Here is a 15,391-nt window from a genome sequence, read left to right on the forward strand (position 1 = left end):
GTCACCTTAATAACGGTGAATGTCGAATTAAGACACAAAATAACAAAAAAATACTAGCAAATTAAAATAATTTCCACTCCGATATTGTCCGGTCATCGCTGGCTGAAAATAGCGTTTCTGAGGTCTCATTCCACCATAATTTGTTCACAGAAGTACCATGTGAAGCATATTTGCCTTTGTCAATCACTTTTAACAGGCGCATGTCATCTAAGTTCCACAATTTGATGGATTTATCCATGGAGCAGGTGGCCAGAAGCCCTTTGCTTTCTATAGGTAAAAGGTGATTTATGGCATAGTTGTGCGCGGGAATTTCAGTAATAGGCAGATACTCTAATTTAATATCCCATAATCTTATCTTCGCATCTCTTCCTGCTGAAAGCAAAAGATCATTCACATAGCACACAGAAAATACTGAGTTGCTATGTCCTTCTAAGGTGTATTTTATCTTTAAAGTATCCAAATCAAGGATATAGATTTGATGGTCAGAGGTTCCAATGGCCATTTCCTTCTTAGTCTTATTAATGGCTATACTCCTCAGGCTTTTATGGCTTACCTGTACATGTTTTGTAAATGTCTGATCCTTGATGACGTGCAGATATCCTAAACTGTTAGCTACATAGGTATACTCTCCCAGGGTAGTTATTTGGAATATTGAAACCTTTCCCAAATGCAAGGAAGTCTCTACCTTTTTAGCTGATGGGCTAATTTTATGAATACCTTCTGAGTTTTCGCCTACCCATAGGGTATCTGAATCCCTTATGTACTCAAAGGCATATATAGGGTGATTTACTTTAGCAATTGGCACACCCTCATCAGGTGATTTCCACTGAACCAAATACCCATCTCCTCCAGCTGAGAGCAGTTTTCCAGCTTCCGGGCCTTCTGAAATGTGGTATACACTATCTTTATGGCCATTGTAGCTGCCTATTTTTTTGATTTCAAAATGCATGGAGGATTTCTCAGTTTAAACGTAAATTTGTAACAAATTTAGTTGGGATGGCGCTTTTTAGCAAAACTTCTCCCGTGCAGGGAATTCAGGTGGTAGTGTGGAAATTGACGGAAAGCTTTGAAGAGCTGTTCGAGGATACTTCACTTTGTAAAGAAGAAACCCAAACCTGCCTGTCCATTCCGGTACCAGCTAAACAAAAGGAATTCCTGGCAGGGAAATATGTTATTGAAAGAGCCTGCCTACTTCTCGGCATACCCTATGAAGGTTTAGAAAAGGATGAATATGGAAAACCCTATCTGAGAGGAAAACCTTGTGAAATATCTCTAACACATACGGAAGATTATGTGGCTGTGGCATTTTCTGAAAACGGTGCCATAGGTATTGACCTTGAGAAATCTAGAGATCAAATCATGCGTATTTTCCCAAGATTGTTTTCTCAGTTAGAAGTGGAAACGGTCAATGGAGACTTAGAAGAAGCTACGGTGTATTGGTCGGCTAAGGAAGCCATGTACAAATTGTATGGTAAAAGATCAGTGGATTTCCGTGCGCATTTGATGCTAAGAAAAGAAAATGGAAACCTTCAAGGTGAGATTCACATCAAAGATTTCCATTATCCCTGTCAATTCCATATCTCTAGAATAGCAGAGTACTATATGGTTTTGGCCTATTAAATTTGCTCAGCAATCTCGGAGACCTGAATCCCAAAATGAGACTCATGATACACTGCCTTGCCATTTTTTAATAATATAAACTGAGGGGATTCATGTGTAATCCCAAATGTATCTTGTATGGCATTGGAGATGTCCCTATGGGCTATTAGATCTAAGTAATAGGGGCTTATTTTTCCATCTATTTTCGACCAATTCCTCTCCAATCTGTCTTTTGCTGTGGCACTAATGGAGCATCGGGTACTGTGCTTAAATAAACCTACAGGGGTTTGGTGTGATTCTTCTATGGCCGACTGTAGATCTTCCATAGTGCTTAGTTTTTTCCAGTTCATATATAAAAAACAGTAGACGGAAAGGGTTTAGTTCACCAAAGGATGTTGTCTATTAACCTAACTCCACCTAAGTGCGCGGCAAGTACTATGGCAGTTTTGACTTGAGGATCATAAGTACTTATATTTTGGAGGTTTTCGAAGTCTACAATCTCATAATATTCCAGTTCAAATTCCGACCGATTATTAAACATTTTCTGTATTTCGGTCTTTACTTCCTCTGGCGATTTACCTTCTAACAGCAATTCTTGTCCTGCTTGTAATGTGCTATATAAGAAAGGCGCCTTAGCTCTATCTTCTGTACTTAGTCTTGCATTTCTGGAAGACAATGCTAATCCATCTTCTGCTCTTACTGTGTCGCAAAACACAAGATCAATACCAAAGTTGAGGTCTTTTACCATTCTGTTAATGATGGCGCACTGTTGTAGATCCTTTAATCCAAAATAAGCCCTTTGAGGTTTTATCATATGAAAGAGCTTACTCACTACTATGCCTACACCGTTAAAATGTCCCGGTCGGAAAGCACCTTCTAAAACTCTTTCCAGAGGTCCAAAATCCATTTTTAGAGCCACAGGTTCCGGATACATTTCTTCTACACTTGGCACGAAGACCATATCACAACCTGTTTTTTCTAATAGATCCAAATCTTTTTCTAATGTTCTTGGGTATTTTTCCAAGTCTTCCGGATTATTGAATTGTATGGGATTGACAAAAATACTTGCTGCACAAACTTCGTTATCTTTTTTGGCTCTCTTGATCAAAGATAAATGTCCGTCATGTAGAGCTCCCATAGTAGGAACTAATCCAATTTCATGACTTTTTGCGTAATTTTGCGTCTCAATTCTAGTTTTAAGTACTTTCATATGAAGGTTTTCCGCATTATAACGGTTTTAATACTGTCCACATTTACAGTAAATGCTCAATTGTTGTACAAAGGTACTTCGAATTTAGAGGATTTGGAGGACTATTGGGAAAAAGAACTAAGTCCTATGACGGAGTTGAATGAAATAGTCTCCTACATCCATAATGACCCGTTCAAAAATGTTTTTATCTCCCATATCCCCGCCGGTAATCCGCTTATGAGAGAACTTGAAGTGAACTCTTTTTATGGAGCACGTACGCATCCCATTCATAAAGTAATGAAGTTTCACAGAGGTATAGATCTGCAAGGTAAAAATGGAGAGGTGGTTATTTCAAGTGGAGAAGGTTTGGTTACAGAAACCGGCCACGATGAGAATCTGGGTAACTTTGTGAGGATAAAGCATAAATATGGTTTTGAATCCTTATACGGGCATTTGAGTAAGATCACTGCTAAGAAGGGGCAGAGGGTAGAGAAGGGAACTAAGATTGGACTAGTAGGTTCAACAGGTAAAGTTACTGGTCCTCACTTGCATTATACGCTGAAGAAAAATGGCCAATATCTAGACCCATTTGATTTCCTATTTATGAGATTTGAGTAAGGTTAAACTTCGTAAAATCACCTAATTGGACTTGATATTGTGTAGGAATAACGCAAATAGAGTTTTGTCCACTTCATTTTGCGTCATTAGTATTTTGGGAGATCTGCATTTGCAGATCTCCTTCTTTTTTAGGCATTTAAAGCTTTTGTTACAGCATCTGATAAGCTGGTAGTGGGTCTGCCTATGATTTTAGAAAGTTCCTTTCCGTCATAGTACAGATCTCCATTTTTAGCTCCTTGATCAAAGGAAGCGAATACCTGAGCAAATTGTTCCGGCATACCTCCCTGAGCTAAAGCTTTTGCATGCTCCTCTACACTTAGATCTTCGTAAGGGATAGTCTTATGTGTCTGTATGGAGATTTCCGCAGCAAGTTCCTCTAGAGTGAAGGCCTCGTCACCTGCTAGTTCGTAAACTTTTCCTTGAAGTTCTGGATGAAGAATAACTTTAGCCGCCGCTTCTGCATAATCAGCTCTGGTGGCACCGGAGATTTTACCTGCACCGGCACTTCCCACTAATTTCCCCATCTGAATAGCAGGCTGAACACTTCCGGTATAGTTCTCTGTATACCATCCGTTCCTCAAAATGGTATAAGGGATGTTACTTTCGGCTATAAGCGCTTCAGTCTCTAAGTGCTCTTTTGCTAGCATTAAACCTGATTTATCAGCTTTAAGTAGACTTGTATAGATAATGTGTTTAACTCCTGCTGCTTTTGCTGCTTCAATTACATTTTTGTGCTGCTGTGTTCTTTGACCTATAGCATTTCCGGAAATCAAAAGTAAGGTGTCTATCCCTTTTAAAACATTGGCATCAGCATTTTCATAGTCGAAGGCTCGTGCTTCTACTCCTGGTGCTGAAACCTTTTCAGGGTTCCTAACTAATGCAATAGTGTCTTCTTTTGGTAAGTGTGTGATGACAAGTCGGCCCAGTTGTCCACTTGCTCCTGTTACTCCGTATTTCATAATGTAATAATATTTGTTACAAAATAATATAAAAAAAATTAATCAAATCCTTTTGCGAACTCTGCTAAGCTTTTCTTATCTAAATATTGTCTAAGTAGACTATCTGCCTCATGGCTTAATTCTTCTAATTTTTGGTTAATTCTACTTCCAACCGGACAATTGCTATTGGTGTCTTTGTTTTTCTTACCTAAGATTTCAGAGTTCTTAACGGCAAGGTAGACTTCACCTAGACTGATTTCTTCCGGCTTTTTACTCAATTTAGAACCTCCGTCTTTTCCTTTTCTGCTATAGATAAGTCCTGCTTCATTCAGAGAACTTAATTCCCTTCTAACCATGACGGGATTGATGCAAATAGAGCCGGCGATATAATCAGAACTCACCCAATCTTCCTGGTTTTTAGCCAAAAGCGTCAGTACATGTAGGGCCGTTGAAAATCTAGTATTGCTCATAATTATGATACAAAGTTAATAGGAATTTTTATATGTAACAAAAAATGTTACAAAAAAATTATTTCCAGGTGAAGCCTAGTTTTTTCAGAGCAATTTGTATTTCTGGATTCTGCATGAACAGTTTCCAGATCAGTCCGGTTCTATAATTTTCTATCATGACCACTATAGGTCCCTGGTCTATAGCCAGGTAGGATGAGGCTACCCAGTTTTGTTCATCAGAGAATGCATCATAAAATCCATATGGCCCCCAAAGGTCTTTATGTCTTACTTCATAGAAATAACGTAAAGCTTCCATACTCTCCTTTGGCGTGTAAGGGAAAGAGGACAAAGCTGCTGTTGGCGTTATCACCCCTATATCATTTGTAGGAGAGTGGGCGTCATATCCCTTTGGGCTATCTGAAGCTGTTAATCCCCAGCATTTTGGCCCATAGTTCTTGAATCCTTTGGGATTTTCTACGCAGTATCTATAGTTGATCAATGCATGATTTACATTTTGTTCCCAATAATCGGCGTATCTATCTTTTAAATTTCGTGGATCAAGTCCCAGGAAGGAGTAGTGCGTAAAGAATAGGGGACCACCATAATCAAAACCTAAAGGTAAAGATAAGTCGTAAAAGGTTTTGCCATTGTAAAAATGATCTCCTTTTGCATACACTTCGTGATATAGGTTTGGGTCAATGGGATGGGTAGGTGATGCGGAAGCTAAGATATAGGTTATCAAAGTTTCATTGTAGCCCCTCAAGGCAAAATTCATGGCCCACTCATGATTAGGACTCCAATGCCAGTACAGAACCTGATCTTTTACATACGCGTTCCAATCCACCTCTTCCCATATCCTTGTGATGATTTCTCTAAGTTCCGTTTCAATAATAGTATTTTGGTCAAAATAGGCTCTTGCTGTAAGTAGGCCTTGAATTAAGAAGGCGGTTTCTACTAGATCTCCTCCATCATCCTTGGGACTAAATGGAAGAGTTGCTCCCGTTTCTCCATGTATCCAATGCGGAAACGCGCCTTTGTATCTTGGACTTTTTTCCAGAAATCTTGAGATCTTGAGTATCCTTTCTGCTGCTTCCTTTCTGCTCACCCAATTGCGCTCAGACGCTACTATCATAGCCATGATGCCCATGCCCGTTCCTCCTGTGGTACAAGTTTCGTCGCCATAGCCGAAAGCTTGATTGCTTCGCTCTCTGGCAAGCCCGGAAACAGGATGGCCAAACTCCCAAAAATATTGAAAGGTGGCCTTCTGAACCTTTTCTAATACTACTTCATCAGAAAGGTCCTGGGCGAAGAGGGAAGTGCTCAATAGTAGTGCTAGCAGTATCCTGGTCATGTGTTTAAGGTTTTACTGCTAGCAATCTACGTATATAGCTTTATTCTACCGTAACGGATTTAGCTAAATTTCTGGGTTGGTCTACATTTCTCCCTCTTAATACGGCTATATAGTAGGATAGGAGTTGTAAAGGTATAACACTTAATAAAGGTTGAAGCATCTCATGCGTATTAGGGATTTCTATGGTGAAATCAACCATTTTTTGAACCTCCGTTTCGCCTGCGCTGACTATGGCTATAACTCTTCCTTTTCTGGCTTTTACTTCTTGGATGTTAGAAACTACCTTTTCGTAGGAGCTATCTCGGGTAGCGATGAATACTACGGGCATGTCTTCATCTATAAGGGCTATAGGTCCATGCTTCATTTCTGCTGCAGGGTATCCTTCGGCATGTATATAAGAGATCTCTTTCAACTTCAACGCTCCTTCTAGGGCCACAGGGAAATTTAAACCTCTACCCAGGAAGATAAAGTTAGAAGCAAAGGTGAATAATTTAGATATGTCTTTGATCTCATCCGCTTTTTGCAGTATCATTTCTACCTTTTTAGGCATCTCCTGTAATTCCCAAAGTAACCTTCTAAAGGTGTCTTCCGTAATGGTCCCCTTTTGGTGAGCTGTGGCTATAGCCATCAGGGACAGGACGCTTACTTGCGCTGTGAATGCTTTTGTACTGGCCACCCCAATTTCCGGACCGGCGTGAGTATACACACCGGCATGTGTAACTCTGGCAATGGAAGACCCCACCACATTGCATACCCCTAAAATGATAGCTCCTTTGGATTTAGCTAATTCTAGAGCGGCTAAGGTGTCTGCGGTTTCTCCAGATTGGGAGATAGCTATCACAATATCCCCCTCTCTAATGATAGGGTTTCGGTATCGGAATTCAGATGCATACTCCACTTCTACGTTGATTCTCGCTAGTTCTTCAAAAAGGTATTCTCCCACTAGCCCTGCATGCCAAGAAGTTCCGCAGGCTACGAAAACTATACGCTTTGAATTTGCTAGTTTACCTATGTAATCCCGGAGACCTCCTAGTTTGATCCAGGCTTCCTCGGGGTGAATTCTACCTCGTAGACAGTCGGAAATGGATTTGGGCTGTTCGAAGATCTCTTTGAGCATGAAATGATCAAACCCTCCTTTTTCAATAGCCTCTAATTCTAGATCTACAGTGTGAACTTGAGGGTCTGAAACTTCATTTTGAAGGTTTTTTATTTCCAAACCTTCCGGAGAAACTTTGGCTACCTCTAGATCATCTAGGTAAACCATCTCTTTCGTGTATTCTATGATAGGAGTAGCGTCAGATGCAAAAAAGTATTCATTTTGGCCTAGACCTATCACCAGAGGTGATCCCTTACGGGCTCCAATTAATACATTAGGATTCTCTTTGTCCATAATTACTATGGCATAGGCCCCAACCACGTCTTTTAAGGCTTTACGCACGGCTTCGTCTAATTCATAGTTGCCTGCCTTTTGAACTTCCTCTATGAAATTCACCAGCACTTCCGTGTCCGTTTGGCTTGAGAACGTATAGCCCTTACTGATTAACATTTGCTTGATACTGGCATAGTTTTCTATGATACCATTGTGTACCAAACTTAAACGGCCCGAATTAGAGACATGTGGATGTGCATTCACATCATTTGGCTCCCCGTGTGTGGCCCAACGGGTATGTCCAATGGCTATATGTGAAGTGAGGTTTTGGTTTTGTAATAATTGTTCCAGTTCTGCTACTTTGCCTTTCTTTTTATACACAGTCATTCCTCCATCCATGACCGCAACGCCAGAACTATCGTATCCTCTATATTCTAATCGTTTTAATCCCTTGACTACCACTGAAGAGGCTAGTCTTTCTCCCAGGTAAGCTACTATTCCGCACATAAGTTATGATTTAGTTATTGTGCCAAATATAGGAACTATGCACACGTGTGCACAAAGGAAAAAATATTAAAAAAAATTAATAATTGATTGTAAATGAATTGTTTATGAATAGTTCAATTTTTTCTTTGGAATGCTATAAAAAAAGAAAGCGCCCTGCAAAATTACAAGGCGCTTCTCCTGATGTTATTGGGAATTAGTATCTGTTGTAATACAATAATAGTCTTGGCTTTAAGAACACTAACCTTGATAGATTATCATTTGATAATATAAGCGTTCCGGTAGTGGTGGTGGGTGTTCCGGGCAACAAAAGAAGTTGCTTGTTCAGATCCCCTTTAAAGATTTGTTTCTGCAAATACTGTGTGATATCTACGTTGAAATAAGTAGTGGTATCACTTAACACATATTGATCTCCCACAGTCACATCACCTTGTCCGTTATATAGGTACACCAATTGGTTAGCTGAATTCCTCCTTTGCTGATTCTTTGCGTCTGCTTCTGCAAGGGTCATGTAAAACTGTTTTCCAAATTGTGGACTCAGTTTTGAAGCATCTATCTGGAATTCTAAAGTGGCTTTTGCCACTTTCATGTCCTTTCCTAAGTATTTTAAGGCACTTAGATCAATTTTTGGCGAGATCCCACTACCTGCTTGTAAATATAATCTATCCGTAGATGCGTTTAAAGGCATTTCATTTTTCGATTTACTCAAAGAGGCTAGAGCAGTTTTGCTCCTGTTAAAATCGTAATGAGTATATCTAGGACCGTTTATATTGAATATATAGTACGTACTTGTGGTATCTCCTGAGTAATGCCAATACGGTATCATGGAACTATTTAGTCCGCTCAGGTTAATAAGTCCTGTTCCAAAACCGTAAATGGCTTTGTTATTTTTATCCGGAACGATAGCGAACCCTTTGAACTTCTTAAGGAATTCATCATTATTTCCTTTCGCTTCATGAGCAGCCTGAACCATTTCAGTAGCAACCTCCTTCGGCAAGTAGACAAACTTAGCCATCAAAGCATTAGTGGAATCATGCCTTAGCTGAGGCAAGTTAAAAGAGAACTCCGCTATAGGTTGAGGGTCATATTCTAACTTCTCATCACTATTGTAATTCGAAGATTTCATGACATTTTTAAGTCTATGAATTCTAAAGGTACTAATAGCGTTTGTGTCTCCAAATACTCTTGATCCGTCGCAATATAACCTAATTGCTAGAGAGTCTATTATTGGATTTTCCTTTAAGGAAAGAGTATCATAAAGCAGTGATCCATCAGCATTCGTCAAATAGTTTCCTGACGAATTGAATTGAGGAAGAAAGGAAGGCTGAAAGTAAGCTACCGCTTCCACGTCACCGAACACCGGATCTACAGCTTTCCCACTAAGAATATAGTAACCATTCCCGTTTACTGAGGAATCAGATAAGACGGTGGAATATTGGACGCTTACAGTATCTGTAAAGATAGCATTCAATTTTCCATCTGTACCTAGACCAAATCCTAACTCTGAGGGATCATGACAGGCCGAAAAGCCTAGTGCTAGTGCAATAAGCTTTACAAATAAGTTTTTTTTCATAAATAGCTTAATCAGCCAATTCAGTATAAAGGTTATAGAAAATATCCGCGGCGTTTTCATCATCCACATAAGAATGGATCTGCTTTTGTGCCGTCTCATCTAAAGCCAAAGATAGAGCTTCATTCAGAGCTGGATTCGCTTTAACCACTACGTCAGAGTACTGACAACCGATTTTTATAAATCCGTAGAAATCTCGTGATCTTAAATTAGCGAGGTTCTCATCACTGATGTCCATCATCTTCACTTTAGGGAACATGTCATCAGAGAACGTATGATCAAACGAGTTATTATAAACCGTAAAAATGGTTTTTGTATTCTTGAAGATAGGATCGTTCTTGTACGTAGTTTTTAGATATAATGGCACCAATGCCGTCATCCAATCTGTACAATGCACTACATCCGGAGCCCATCCTAATTTCTTAACCGTTTCTAATGCGCCCTTACAAAAGAAGATAGCTCTCTCATCATTGTCATCATAGAAAGTACCTGCTTTGTCAGTGAATACCGTTTTCCTTTGGAAATAATCTTCATTGTCTAAAAAATAAACCTGAAGCTTGGCGGCAGGAATTGAAGCAACTTTAATGATCAAAGGTTTCTCCTCTTCTCCAATGCTAATGTTGATTCCTGATAATCTAACTACCTCGTGCAATCTGTGCTTACGTTCGTTAATCAAACCGAAACGAGGAATCAGGATTCTTATCTCCATACCCCTTTCTTGCATTTCTTGAGGAAGTTTTCTCAGTAGGGAAGCAATCTTTGAAGTTTCTAAGAAAGGGTCAATTTCACTGGAGATGTAAAGAATACGTAATTTACTCATAAATACCTTTGAATGTTAAGTCAACTTCAGATTGTATTTTTACAAATACGGGTGCAAAGATACTATAAAAAAATCGATAAATTCCCAAAAAATACTAAAGTTATTTATTATAACCCCCTGTGAAATACCGAATTTCATACATTTTCTTGTGCCAAAATGTCTTCGAGCACAACTGTATTTTCCTTTCTTACTAACCTGAAATCAAAGTATTCTAAAGCTTCCTTACAAGCTTCAAAGATAGGGGCGGTGCCGGCTACAAAATCTTCATAATACGACGCCAAAGGTATGCTTGTTTGGTTTTGTGCTATCTCAATAATCTCTTTATAATCATATCCTTTACTAAGGTTGCCAAAGATGTTGTACAGTTCCTTCATATAGGTTTCTAAACTCGAACCTTTGGATCCTTTTCTAATGTAAACATCTAGCATTAATGCCACAATAGCACCTTTGTGATACACACTTACCTTTTTGCCGGGTACTCCCTGTTCATAGCCGTCCACCCAAAGATCAAAACTCGATGTTAGTAGAGACTGATAAGCGGGTTCTGAAAAGTCGAAATGCCTCCTTAGGGTAGTTTCAAGCTCATGTCTGTATTGTTCCCTACTAAACACTCCGCTATCTAAAAGTGTCCGATCTCCCATATAAGTAGTGATACCTTCCGCTACAAAACAAGTGTCAAAATAGCAGGCTTGGGTATAGTCATAAGGAAGTAATTCTTTGGGTCTGATCTTACAAATGTTCCATGCATGGAATAACTCGTGAGACGCAAGACCTAAGAGATCCTGATAGGAAGAAATGCCTAATCTTCCGTGTTCACCCAAAACCATAACCGTAGACTTTCTGTGTTCCACGCCATGATAATAGCTATGTGGAGGGACTATTAAGAGGAAATGATATTCAGGTTCCGGGAATTCTCCAAAGATCTCTATTTGATATTCCGCAACTCTCTGTAGATCCATCAAGACGATGTCCATGGGCAAATCCGTCTCTCCTTGAATCCATAAATAGAAAGGTACTCCTGCGGCAGTGAATGGATATTCCTTCAGATGAGTGCCAAATAACAAAGGAGAATCAAACCAATCATATAAACTGCTAAAGGTGCTGGTTTGCCAGTTGCCTTGCTTGTCAAATGCTATCCCTCCTGCAATTTTTTCTTCTGACTCTATATGTATTCTGAATTCACTTTGGGAAGGGTGGAATAAGGTAAAATTGACAGAGTTCAGATAGACATAATCTCTATGTACATAACTGCTACCTGCATTAAGCTCAAATGCATAGTAGATGTAATTTATCTCTATCTGACCTCCATCTTGAACTTCAAACTCCCAGGTTCTCCAATCTTTCTTTTTTACATTTACAGGTAAATTTCCCTGTGTGGCTTCAATGTTTAGCAGGTTCTTGGGGAAGTTTTGGAGTTGGTATCTGCCCGGCCGCCAGGCAGGAAGTCCTAGTTGCAAAATCGATTCTGACCAACTTGGAATCAGTATTTTGCCATATATCAGATGTTTTTCCCTGTCAAAAGAAAAAAAGTAGTCAAACATTGTGGAGGTTATTTGTTAATAATTAAAATATTGTCTATTTTTGCAGTCCGATTTGAACAAAATTAATATAAAAAGGATATGAAACGTACATTCCAGCCGTCAAATAGAAAGAGAGCTAACAAGCACGGATTTCGTGAGCGTATGTCAACTCCAGGCGGAAGAAGAGTATTAAGGGCTCGTCGTGCCAGAGGAAGATGGAAGCTTACAGTTTCAGATGAGAAGACTCACAAGTAATTTGTCAAGTATTCGCATTGAAGATATTAGCCACGGTAAGTGGCTTTTTTTTATGCCTAATTCTCTACCTGCCACGGAAAGACTGAAAAGCCTGAAATTGATTCAGAAGCTTTTTAACCGGAATAATCCCAGCGTTTCGGCTTATCCGCTTCGTGCCGTAATCTACAGAGAAAGCTCCTCAGAAGAACCCCAATATCCCCAAATCCTTATTACCGTCTCTAAGCGGAATTTTAAGAAGGCGGTGGACCGAAATCATATCAAAAGACAAATCCGGGAAGCTTATAGAATGAGTAAGATTCAATTTCCCGGGAATGTGATTTTGGCCTTCATCTACCTTAGTAAAGACCTCCCTCAGAAAGGTCAAATCAAACACCTGATGCCAATCTTACTGAATAAGATAAAATCTGTGTAAGTTTGTCATACGCATTTTAGAAAGACCGCGTTATTCTCGTATGAAAAGAAAGTTCTTAATTCCTGCATTCACGGTTTTGTTAGGCGGAGCCATGGCTTTGCGCTCAGATGATAAGCTCTTCGAAATGGCGAAGAACATAGAAATCTTTGTCCAGGCCTATAAGGAAGTGAGTGGACTATACGTGGATGAAATCAATCCTACACGAGCTATGCGCGTAGGTATTGAAGCCATGTTGAAGGAATTAGACCCTTACACTGTTTTCTATCCGGAAGATATGATAGAAGAATACTTCACCTTAAACGTGGGAAGTTATAATGGGGTAGGAGCTACTTTTGAAAAGCACCAGGATAAGCATATCGTAACGGAAGTGTTTGAAGGATCTCCTGCTGACTTAGCAGGAATTAAACCTGGAGATGAAGTTCAAAAGATCAATGGGGTGGATGTTCGTTCTCGGAAACCGGAAGAGTTCGGTAGATTATTAAAAGGTCAAAAGGGTTCAAAGGTCCAATTGTCCGTTTTGAAATTTGGAGAAAAGAAAGCACAGGATCTTTCATTGACCAGGTCTGATATCAAAGTGAACCATGTACCACATTATGGGATGGTGAAAGGGGATGTGGGTTATGTTCAGCTAACTTCCTTTATGAATGCACAGTCAGGTAGAGAAATCAAAAAGGCCATCACTGAGCTTAAAGAGAAAGGCATGAAGAGTTTGATTTTAGACTTGCGTGGTAATCCCGGAGGTTTGCTGCAACTGGCCGTTGAAATTAACAATCTATTCTTGCCTAAAGGTCTTCCTGTAGTGGAAATGAGAGGAAGGGCTGCTGATCAAAACCATAAGTTCCAAACCACAGCTCCGGCATGGGATGAAGATATGCCATTAGTGGTCTTAATAGATTCCAAAAGTGCTTCTGCCTCGGAAATTGTTAGTGGTACTTTGCAGGATTATGACAGAGCGGTGATCATAGGCCAAAGGACTTTCGGAAAGGGCTTGGTACAGATCACCAGGGATCTGCCTTACAATACTCAGGTGAAGATCACCACAGCGAAGTATTATATCCCTTCGGGAAGGTGTGTTCAGGCCATTGACTATGGGCATAGAAACCCTGACGGTAGTTTTCCTAAATTGCCTGACTCTTTGCGTACTGCTTTCAAAACAAAAGCCGGAAGAACGGTGTATGACGGAGCAGGGATTGATCCGGATATTGTCACCGGTAAAAGTGAGCAAAGTGATTATGTTAAGGCCTTGGTAGATCAGAAATTGATCTTTGATTATGCCACTATTTATTATCATACCCACAAAGACAGTAAGCCGGAAGAAGGTTTTTATTTGTCGGACACGGAGTTTAAGAACTTTGAAGCTTGGTTAGCTAAGCAAAAGTTCACCTATGAATCTCCTGAACAAAAAGCCATCAAGGCATTACAAAAGGAATCACTTGACCTGCAAAAGATGAAGTCTTCCATTGAACAATTGAACAAGATAGCAGAGTCTAATGTGCAGCAATTGTTCCAAAAGAATGCCACAGAGATTAGAAACCTGCTGGAATTGGAGATCCTGGGTAGATACCATTACCAAAAAGCCATGAAGTTTGTGGCTTTTGAACGCGATAAAGATATTCAGGAGGCCTTAAAGGTTTTTGCATCTCCTGATAGATATAAAGCCCTGTTAAAGAAATGATTTTAGCCATAGATGCTAGTACTACCGGTTGCTCGGTAGCCGTCTTCCTGGAAGGAAAGGTTGTAGTAAGTTTGGAGTCAAAGAAAGACCGCTCGGCAGCTGAAAGTCTTACCCTGATGATAGAGAAGGTGCTGGACCTTTCTGCTTGCAAAAGGGAGGATTTAAAAGCAGTGGCTGTGGCCAAAGGTCCTGGATCTTATACCGGTCTGAGAATTGCGGTTTCAACAGCTAAAGGACTAGCCTTTGCTTTAGGCATTCCCCTACTTTCTTACGGGACCTTAGATGCCTTGTGTTATGCTATTCCGTATGTGGACGCTGTAGACTTTTTATGTCCTATGATCGATGCCAGACGGATGGAGGTTTTTTGTGGTTTTTATGATGCAAAGACCAAAGAACTCGTGCAAGACATCAGTGCAGAACTAGTAGACGAAAATAGCTTCTCAGATATTCTGTCCAAAGGAAAGGTACTATTCTTTGGAGAAGGTAGTGCAAAGTGTAAGGGGGTGATTCTTCACGAAAATGCCGTTTTTTTAGAGGAGGTCATTTACCCTGAGGCTAGAACAGCATGTAAGATGGTAAGTGAAAAAATGGAGAAGGGAGAGTTTGAAGATCTGACTTCTTTTGAGCCATTTTATTTAAAGGAATATATGTTCAAAAAGTAAAAGAGCGGGGAAACCCGCTCTTTTATTCTTCGTCTTCTGCTGATTCTCCTATTTCTACCGGCTTTCGTCTACCTATGCCGTTTGTCTTTTCTTTAAATTGTTTGACCTTCCTTGTTAAGGCGTCCATAGCTATGTCAGTAGCCTCTTCAAAGGTGGTGCCGGATTCTTTTACAATGATGGTATCGCCAGGTAAGTTGACTTTAACTTCAACCTTCTTTTGGTGGGTATTGGCCTTGTCTCCCTTGTCTAATTTTAAGAAGACTTCACAATCCACTATTCTGTCATAGAACGTGTCCAGCTTGTTTAGTTTTTTTTGTAAAAACTCGTTTAGTGAGCTGTCTGCTGTGAATCCTACCGCATTTATCTTCACTTTCATACCTGTAGATGTTTAAATGAAACTTGGGTTTGTTGAGGATGTATCCTCAGAAATGAAGTTAATGAAAGAATTGATACGAAGCAA

The 15,391-nt window shown here is 39.8% G+C and carries 17 protein-coding genes; 6 read left to right on the top strand and 11 right to left on the bottom strand.

Going from position 1 to position 15,391, the window contains the following annotated elements; genetic code table 11:
- Positions 1 to 61 precede the first annotated feature (61 nt).
- Complete coding sequence (locus LBYS_RS15940; RefSeq protein WP_013409875.1) at positions 62 to 949, bottom strand: WD40 repeat domain-containing protein; 888 nt, start codon at positions 947 to 949, stop codon at positions 62 to 64.
- A 47-nt stretch (positions 950 to 996) separates the two neighbouring features.
- On the opposite strand from LBYS_RS15940, the gene LBYS_RS18480 reads away from it, so the two are divergent.
- Positions 997 to 1,620 (top strand): 4'-phosphopantetheinyl transferase family protein, encoded by a 624-nt coding sequence (locus LBYS_RS18480; RefSeq protein ID WP_013409876.1) that lies wholly within the window; start codon positions 997 to 999, stop codon positions 1,618 to 1,620.
- Here the strand turns inward: LBYS_RS18480 and ytxJ are convergent.
- Positions 1,617 to 1,949, bottom strand: coding sequence for a bacillithiol system redox-active protein YtxJ (gene ytxJ, locus LBYS_RS15950; protein ID WP_013409877.1), 333 nt, complete (start codon positions 1,947 to 1,949; stop codon positions 1,617 to 1,619). The genes LBYS_RS18480 and ytxJ overlap by 4 nt on opposite strands.
- Positions 1,950 to 1,981: 32 nt before the next feature.
- On the bottom strand, positions 1,982 to 2,809 hold the full coding sequence (gene panC / locus LBYS_RS15955) for a pantoate--beta-alanine ligase (protein ID WP_013409878.1): 828 nt from the start codon (positions 2,807 to 2,809) through the stop codon (positions 1,982 to 1,984).
- Between panC and LBYS_RS15960 the strand changes: the two genes are divergently transcribed.
- Positions 2,810 to 3,406: a M23 family metallopeptidase gene (locus LBYS_RS15960; protein ID WP_013409879.1), complete on the top strand. Its 597-nt coding sequence runs from the start codon at positions 2,810 to 2,812 to the stop codon at positions 3,404 to 3,406.
- 128 nt (positions 3,407 to 3,534) lie between these two features.
- On the opposite strand, the gene LBYS_RS15965 is transcribed toward LBYS_RS15960, so the two are convergent.
- The 7 genes from LBYS_RS15965 to LBYS_RS15995 form a co-directional block, all read right to left on the bottom strand.
- On the bottom strand, positions 3,535 to 4,365 hold the full coding sequence (locus LBYS_RS15965) for an SDR family oxidoreductase (RefSeq protein ID WP_013409880.1): 831 nt from the start codon (positions 4,363 to 4,365) through the stop codon (positions 3,535 to 3,537).
- Positions 4,366 to 4,403: 38 nt separating this feature from the next.
- On the bottom strand, positions 4,404 to 4,814 hold the full coding sequence (locus tag LBYS_RS15970; RefSeq protein WP_013409881.1) for an Rrf2 family transcriptional regulator: 411 nt from the start codon (positions 4,812 to 4,814) through the stop codon (positions 4,404 to 4,406).
- 58 nt (positions 4,815 to 4,872) lie between these two features.
- Positions 4,873 to 6,144, bottom strand: coding sequence for a glucoamylase family protein (locus LBYS_RS15975; protein WP_013409882.1), 1,272 nt, complete (start codon positions 6,142 to 6,144; stop codon positions 4,873 to 4,875).
- 40 nt (positions 6,145 to 6,184) lie between these two features.
- The gene (gene glmS, locus LBYS_RS15980) at positions 6,185 to 8,020 is read right to left on the bottom strand and encodes a glutamine--fructose-6-phosphate transaminase (isomerizing) (RefSeq protein WP_013409883.1); all 1,836 of its coding nucleotides are present in this window, start codon (positions 8,018 to 8,020) and stop codon (positions 6,185 to 6,187) included.
- A gap of 193 nt (positions 8,021 to 8,213) precedes the next feature.
- On the bottom strand, positions 8,214 to 9,590 hold the full coding sequence (locus tag LBYS_RS15985; protein WP_013409884.1) for a DUF4270 family protein: 1,377 nt from the start codon (positions 9,588 to 9,590) through the stop codon (positions 8,214 to 8,216).
- A gap of 7 nt (positions 9,591 to 9,597) precedes the next feature.
- Complete coding sequence (locus LBYS_RS15990) at positions 9,598 to 10,407, bottom strand: glycogen/starch synthase (protein ID WP_013409885.1); 810 nt, start codon at positions 10,405 to 10,407, stop codon at positions 9,598 to 9,600.
- Positions 10,408 to 10,541: 134 nt separating this feature from the next.
- Positions 10,542 to 11,948, bottom strand: a complete 1,407-nt coding sequence (locus LBYS_RS15995) for a M61 family metallopeptidase (protein WP_013409886.1) — start codon at positions 11,946 to 11,948, stop codon at positions 10,542 to 10,544.
- A 78-nt stretch (positions 11,949 to 12,026) separates the two neighbouring features.
- On the opposite strand from LBYS_RS15995, the gene rpmH reads away from it, so the two are divergent.
- From rpmH to tsaB, 4 genes are read left to right on the top strand one after another with little or no spacing between them, the layout of a single operon-like run.
- Entirely contained in the window at positions 12,027 to 12,182 is a 156-nt protein-coding gene (rpmH, locus tag LBYS_RS18835; RefSeq protein WP_013409887.1) for a 50S ribosomal protein L34, read from the top strand.
- On the top strand, positions 12,163 to 12,594 hold the full coding sequence (rnpA, locus tag LBYS_RS16000; protein ID WP_083794598.1) for a ribonuclease P protein component: 432 nt from the start codon (positions 12,163 to 12,165) through the stop codon (positions 12,592 to 12,594). Before rpmH ends, rnpA begins: the two co-directional genes overlap by 20 nt.
- Before the next feature lie 40 nt (positions 12,595 to 12,634).
- Complete coding sequence (locus LBYS_RS16005) at positions 12,635 to 14,269, top strand: S41 family peptidase (protein ID WP_013409889.1); 1,635 nt, start codon at positions 12,635 to 12,637, stop codon at positions 14,267 to 14,269.
- Positions 14,266 to 14,931, top strand: a complete 666-nt coding sequence (tsaB, locus tag LBYS_RS16010) for a tRNA (adenosine(37)-N6)-threonylcarbamoyltransferase complex dimerization subunit type 1 TsaB (protein WP_013409890.1) — start codon at positions 14,266 to 14,268, stop codon at positions 14,929 to 14,931. Before LBYS_RS16005 ends, tsaB begins: the two co-directional genes overlap by 4 nt.
- A gap of 22 nt (positions 14,932 to 14,953) precedes the next feature.
- Here tsaB and hpf read toward each other — a convergent pair whose 3' ends face one another.
- Positions 14,954 to 15,307 (bottom strand): ribosome hibernation-promoting factor, HPF/YfiA family, encoded by a 354-nt coding sequence (hpf, locus tag LBYS_RS16015; RefSeq protein WP_013409891.1) that lies wholly within the window; start codon positions 15,305 to 15,307, stop codon positions 14,954 to 14,956.
- Positions 15,308 to 15,391 lie beyond the last annotated feature (84 nt).

The organism is Leadbetterella byssophila DSM 17132 (genome assembly GCF_000166395.1).
In the GTDB taxonomy this organism is placed as follows: Bacteria; Bacteroidota; Bacteroidia; order Cytophagales; family Spirosomataceae; genus Leadbetterella; species Leadbetterella byssophila.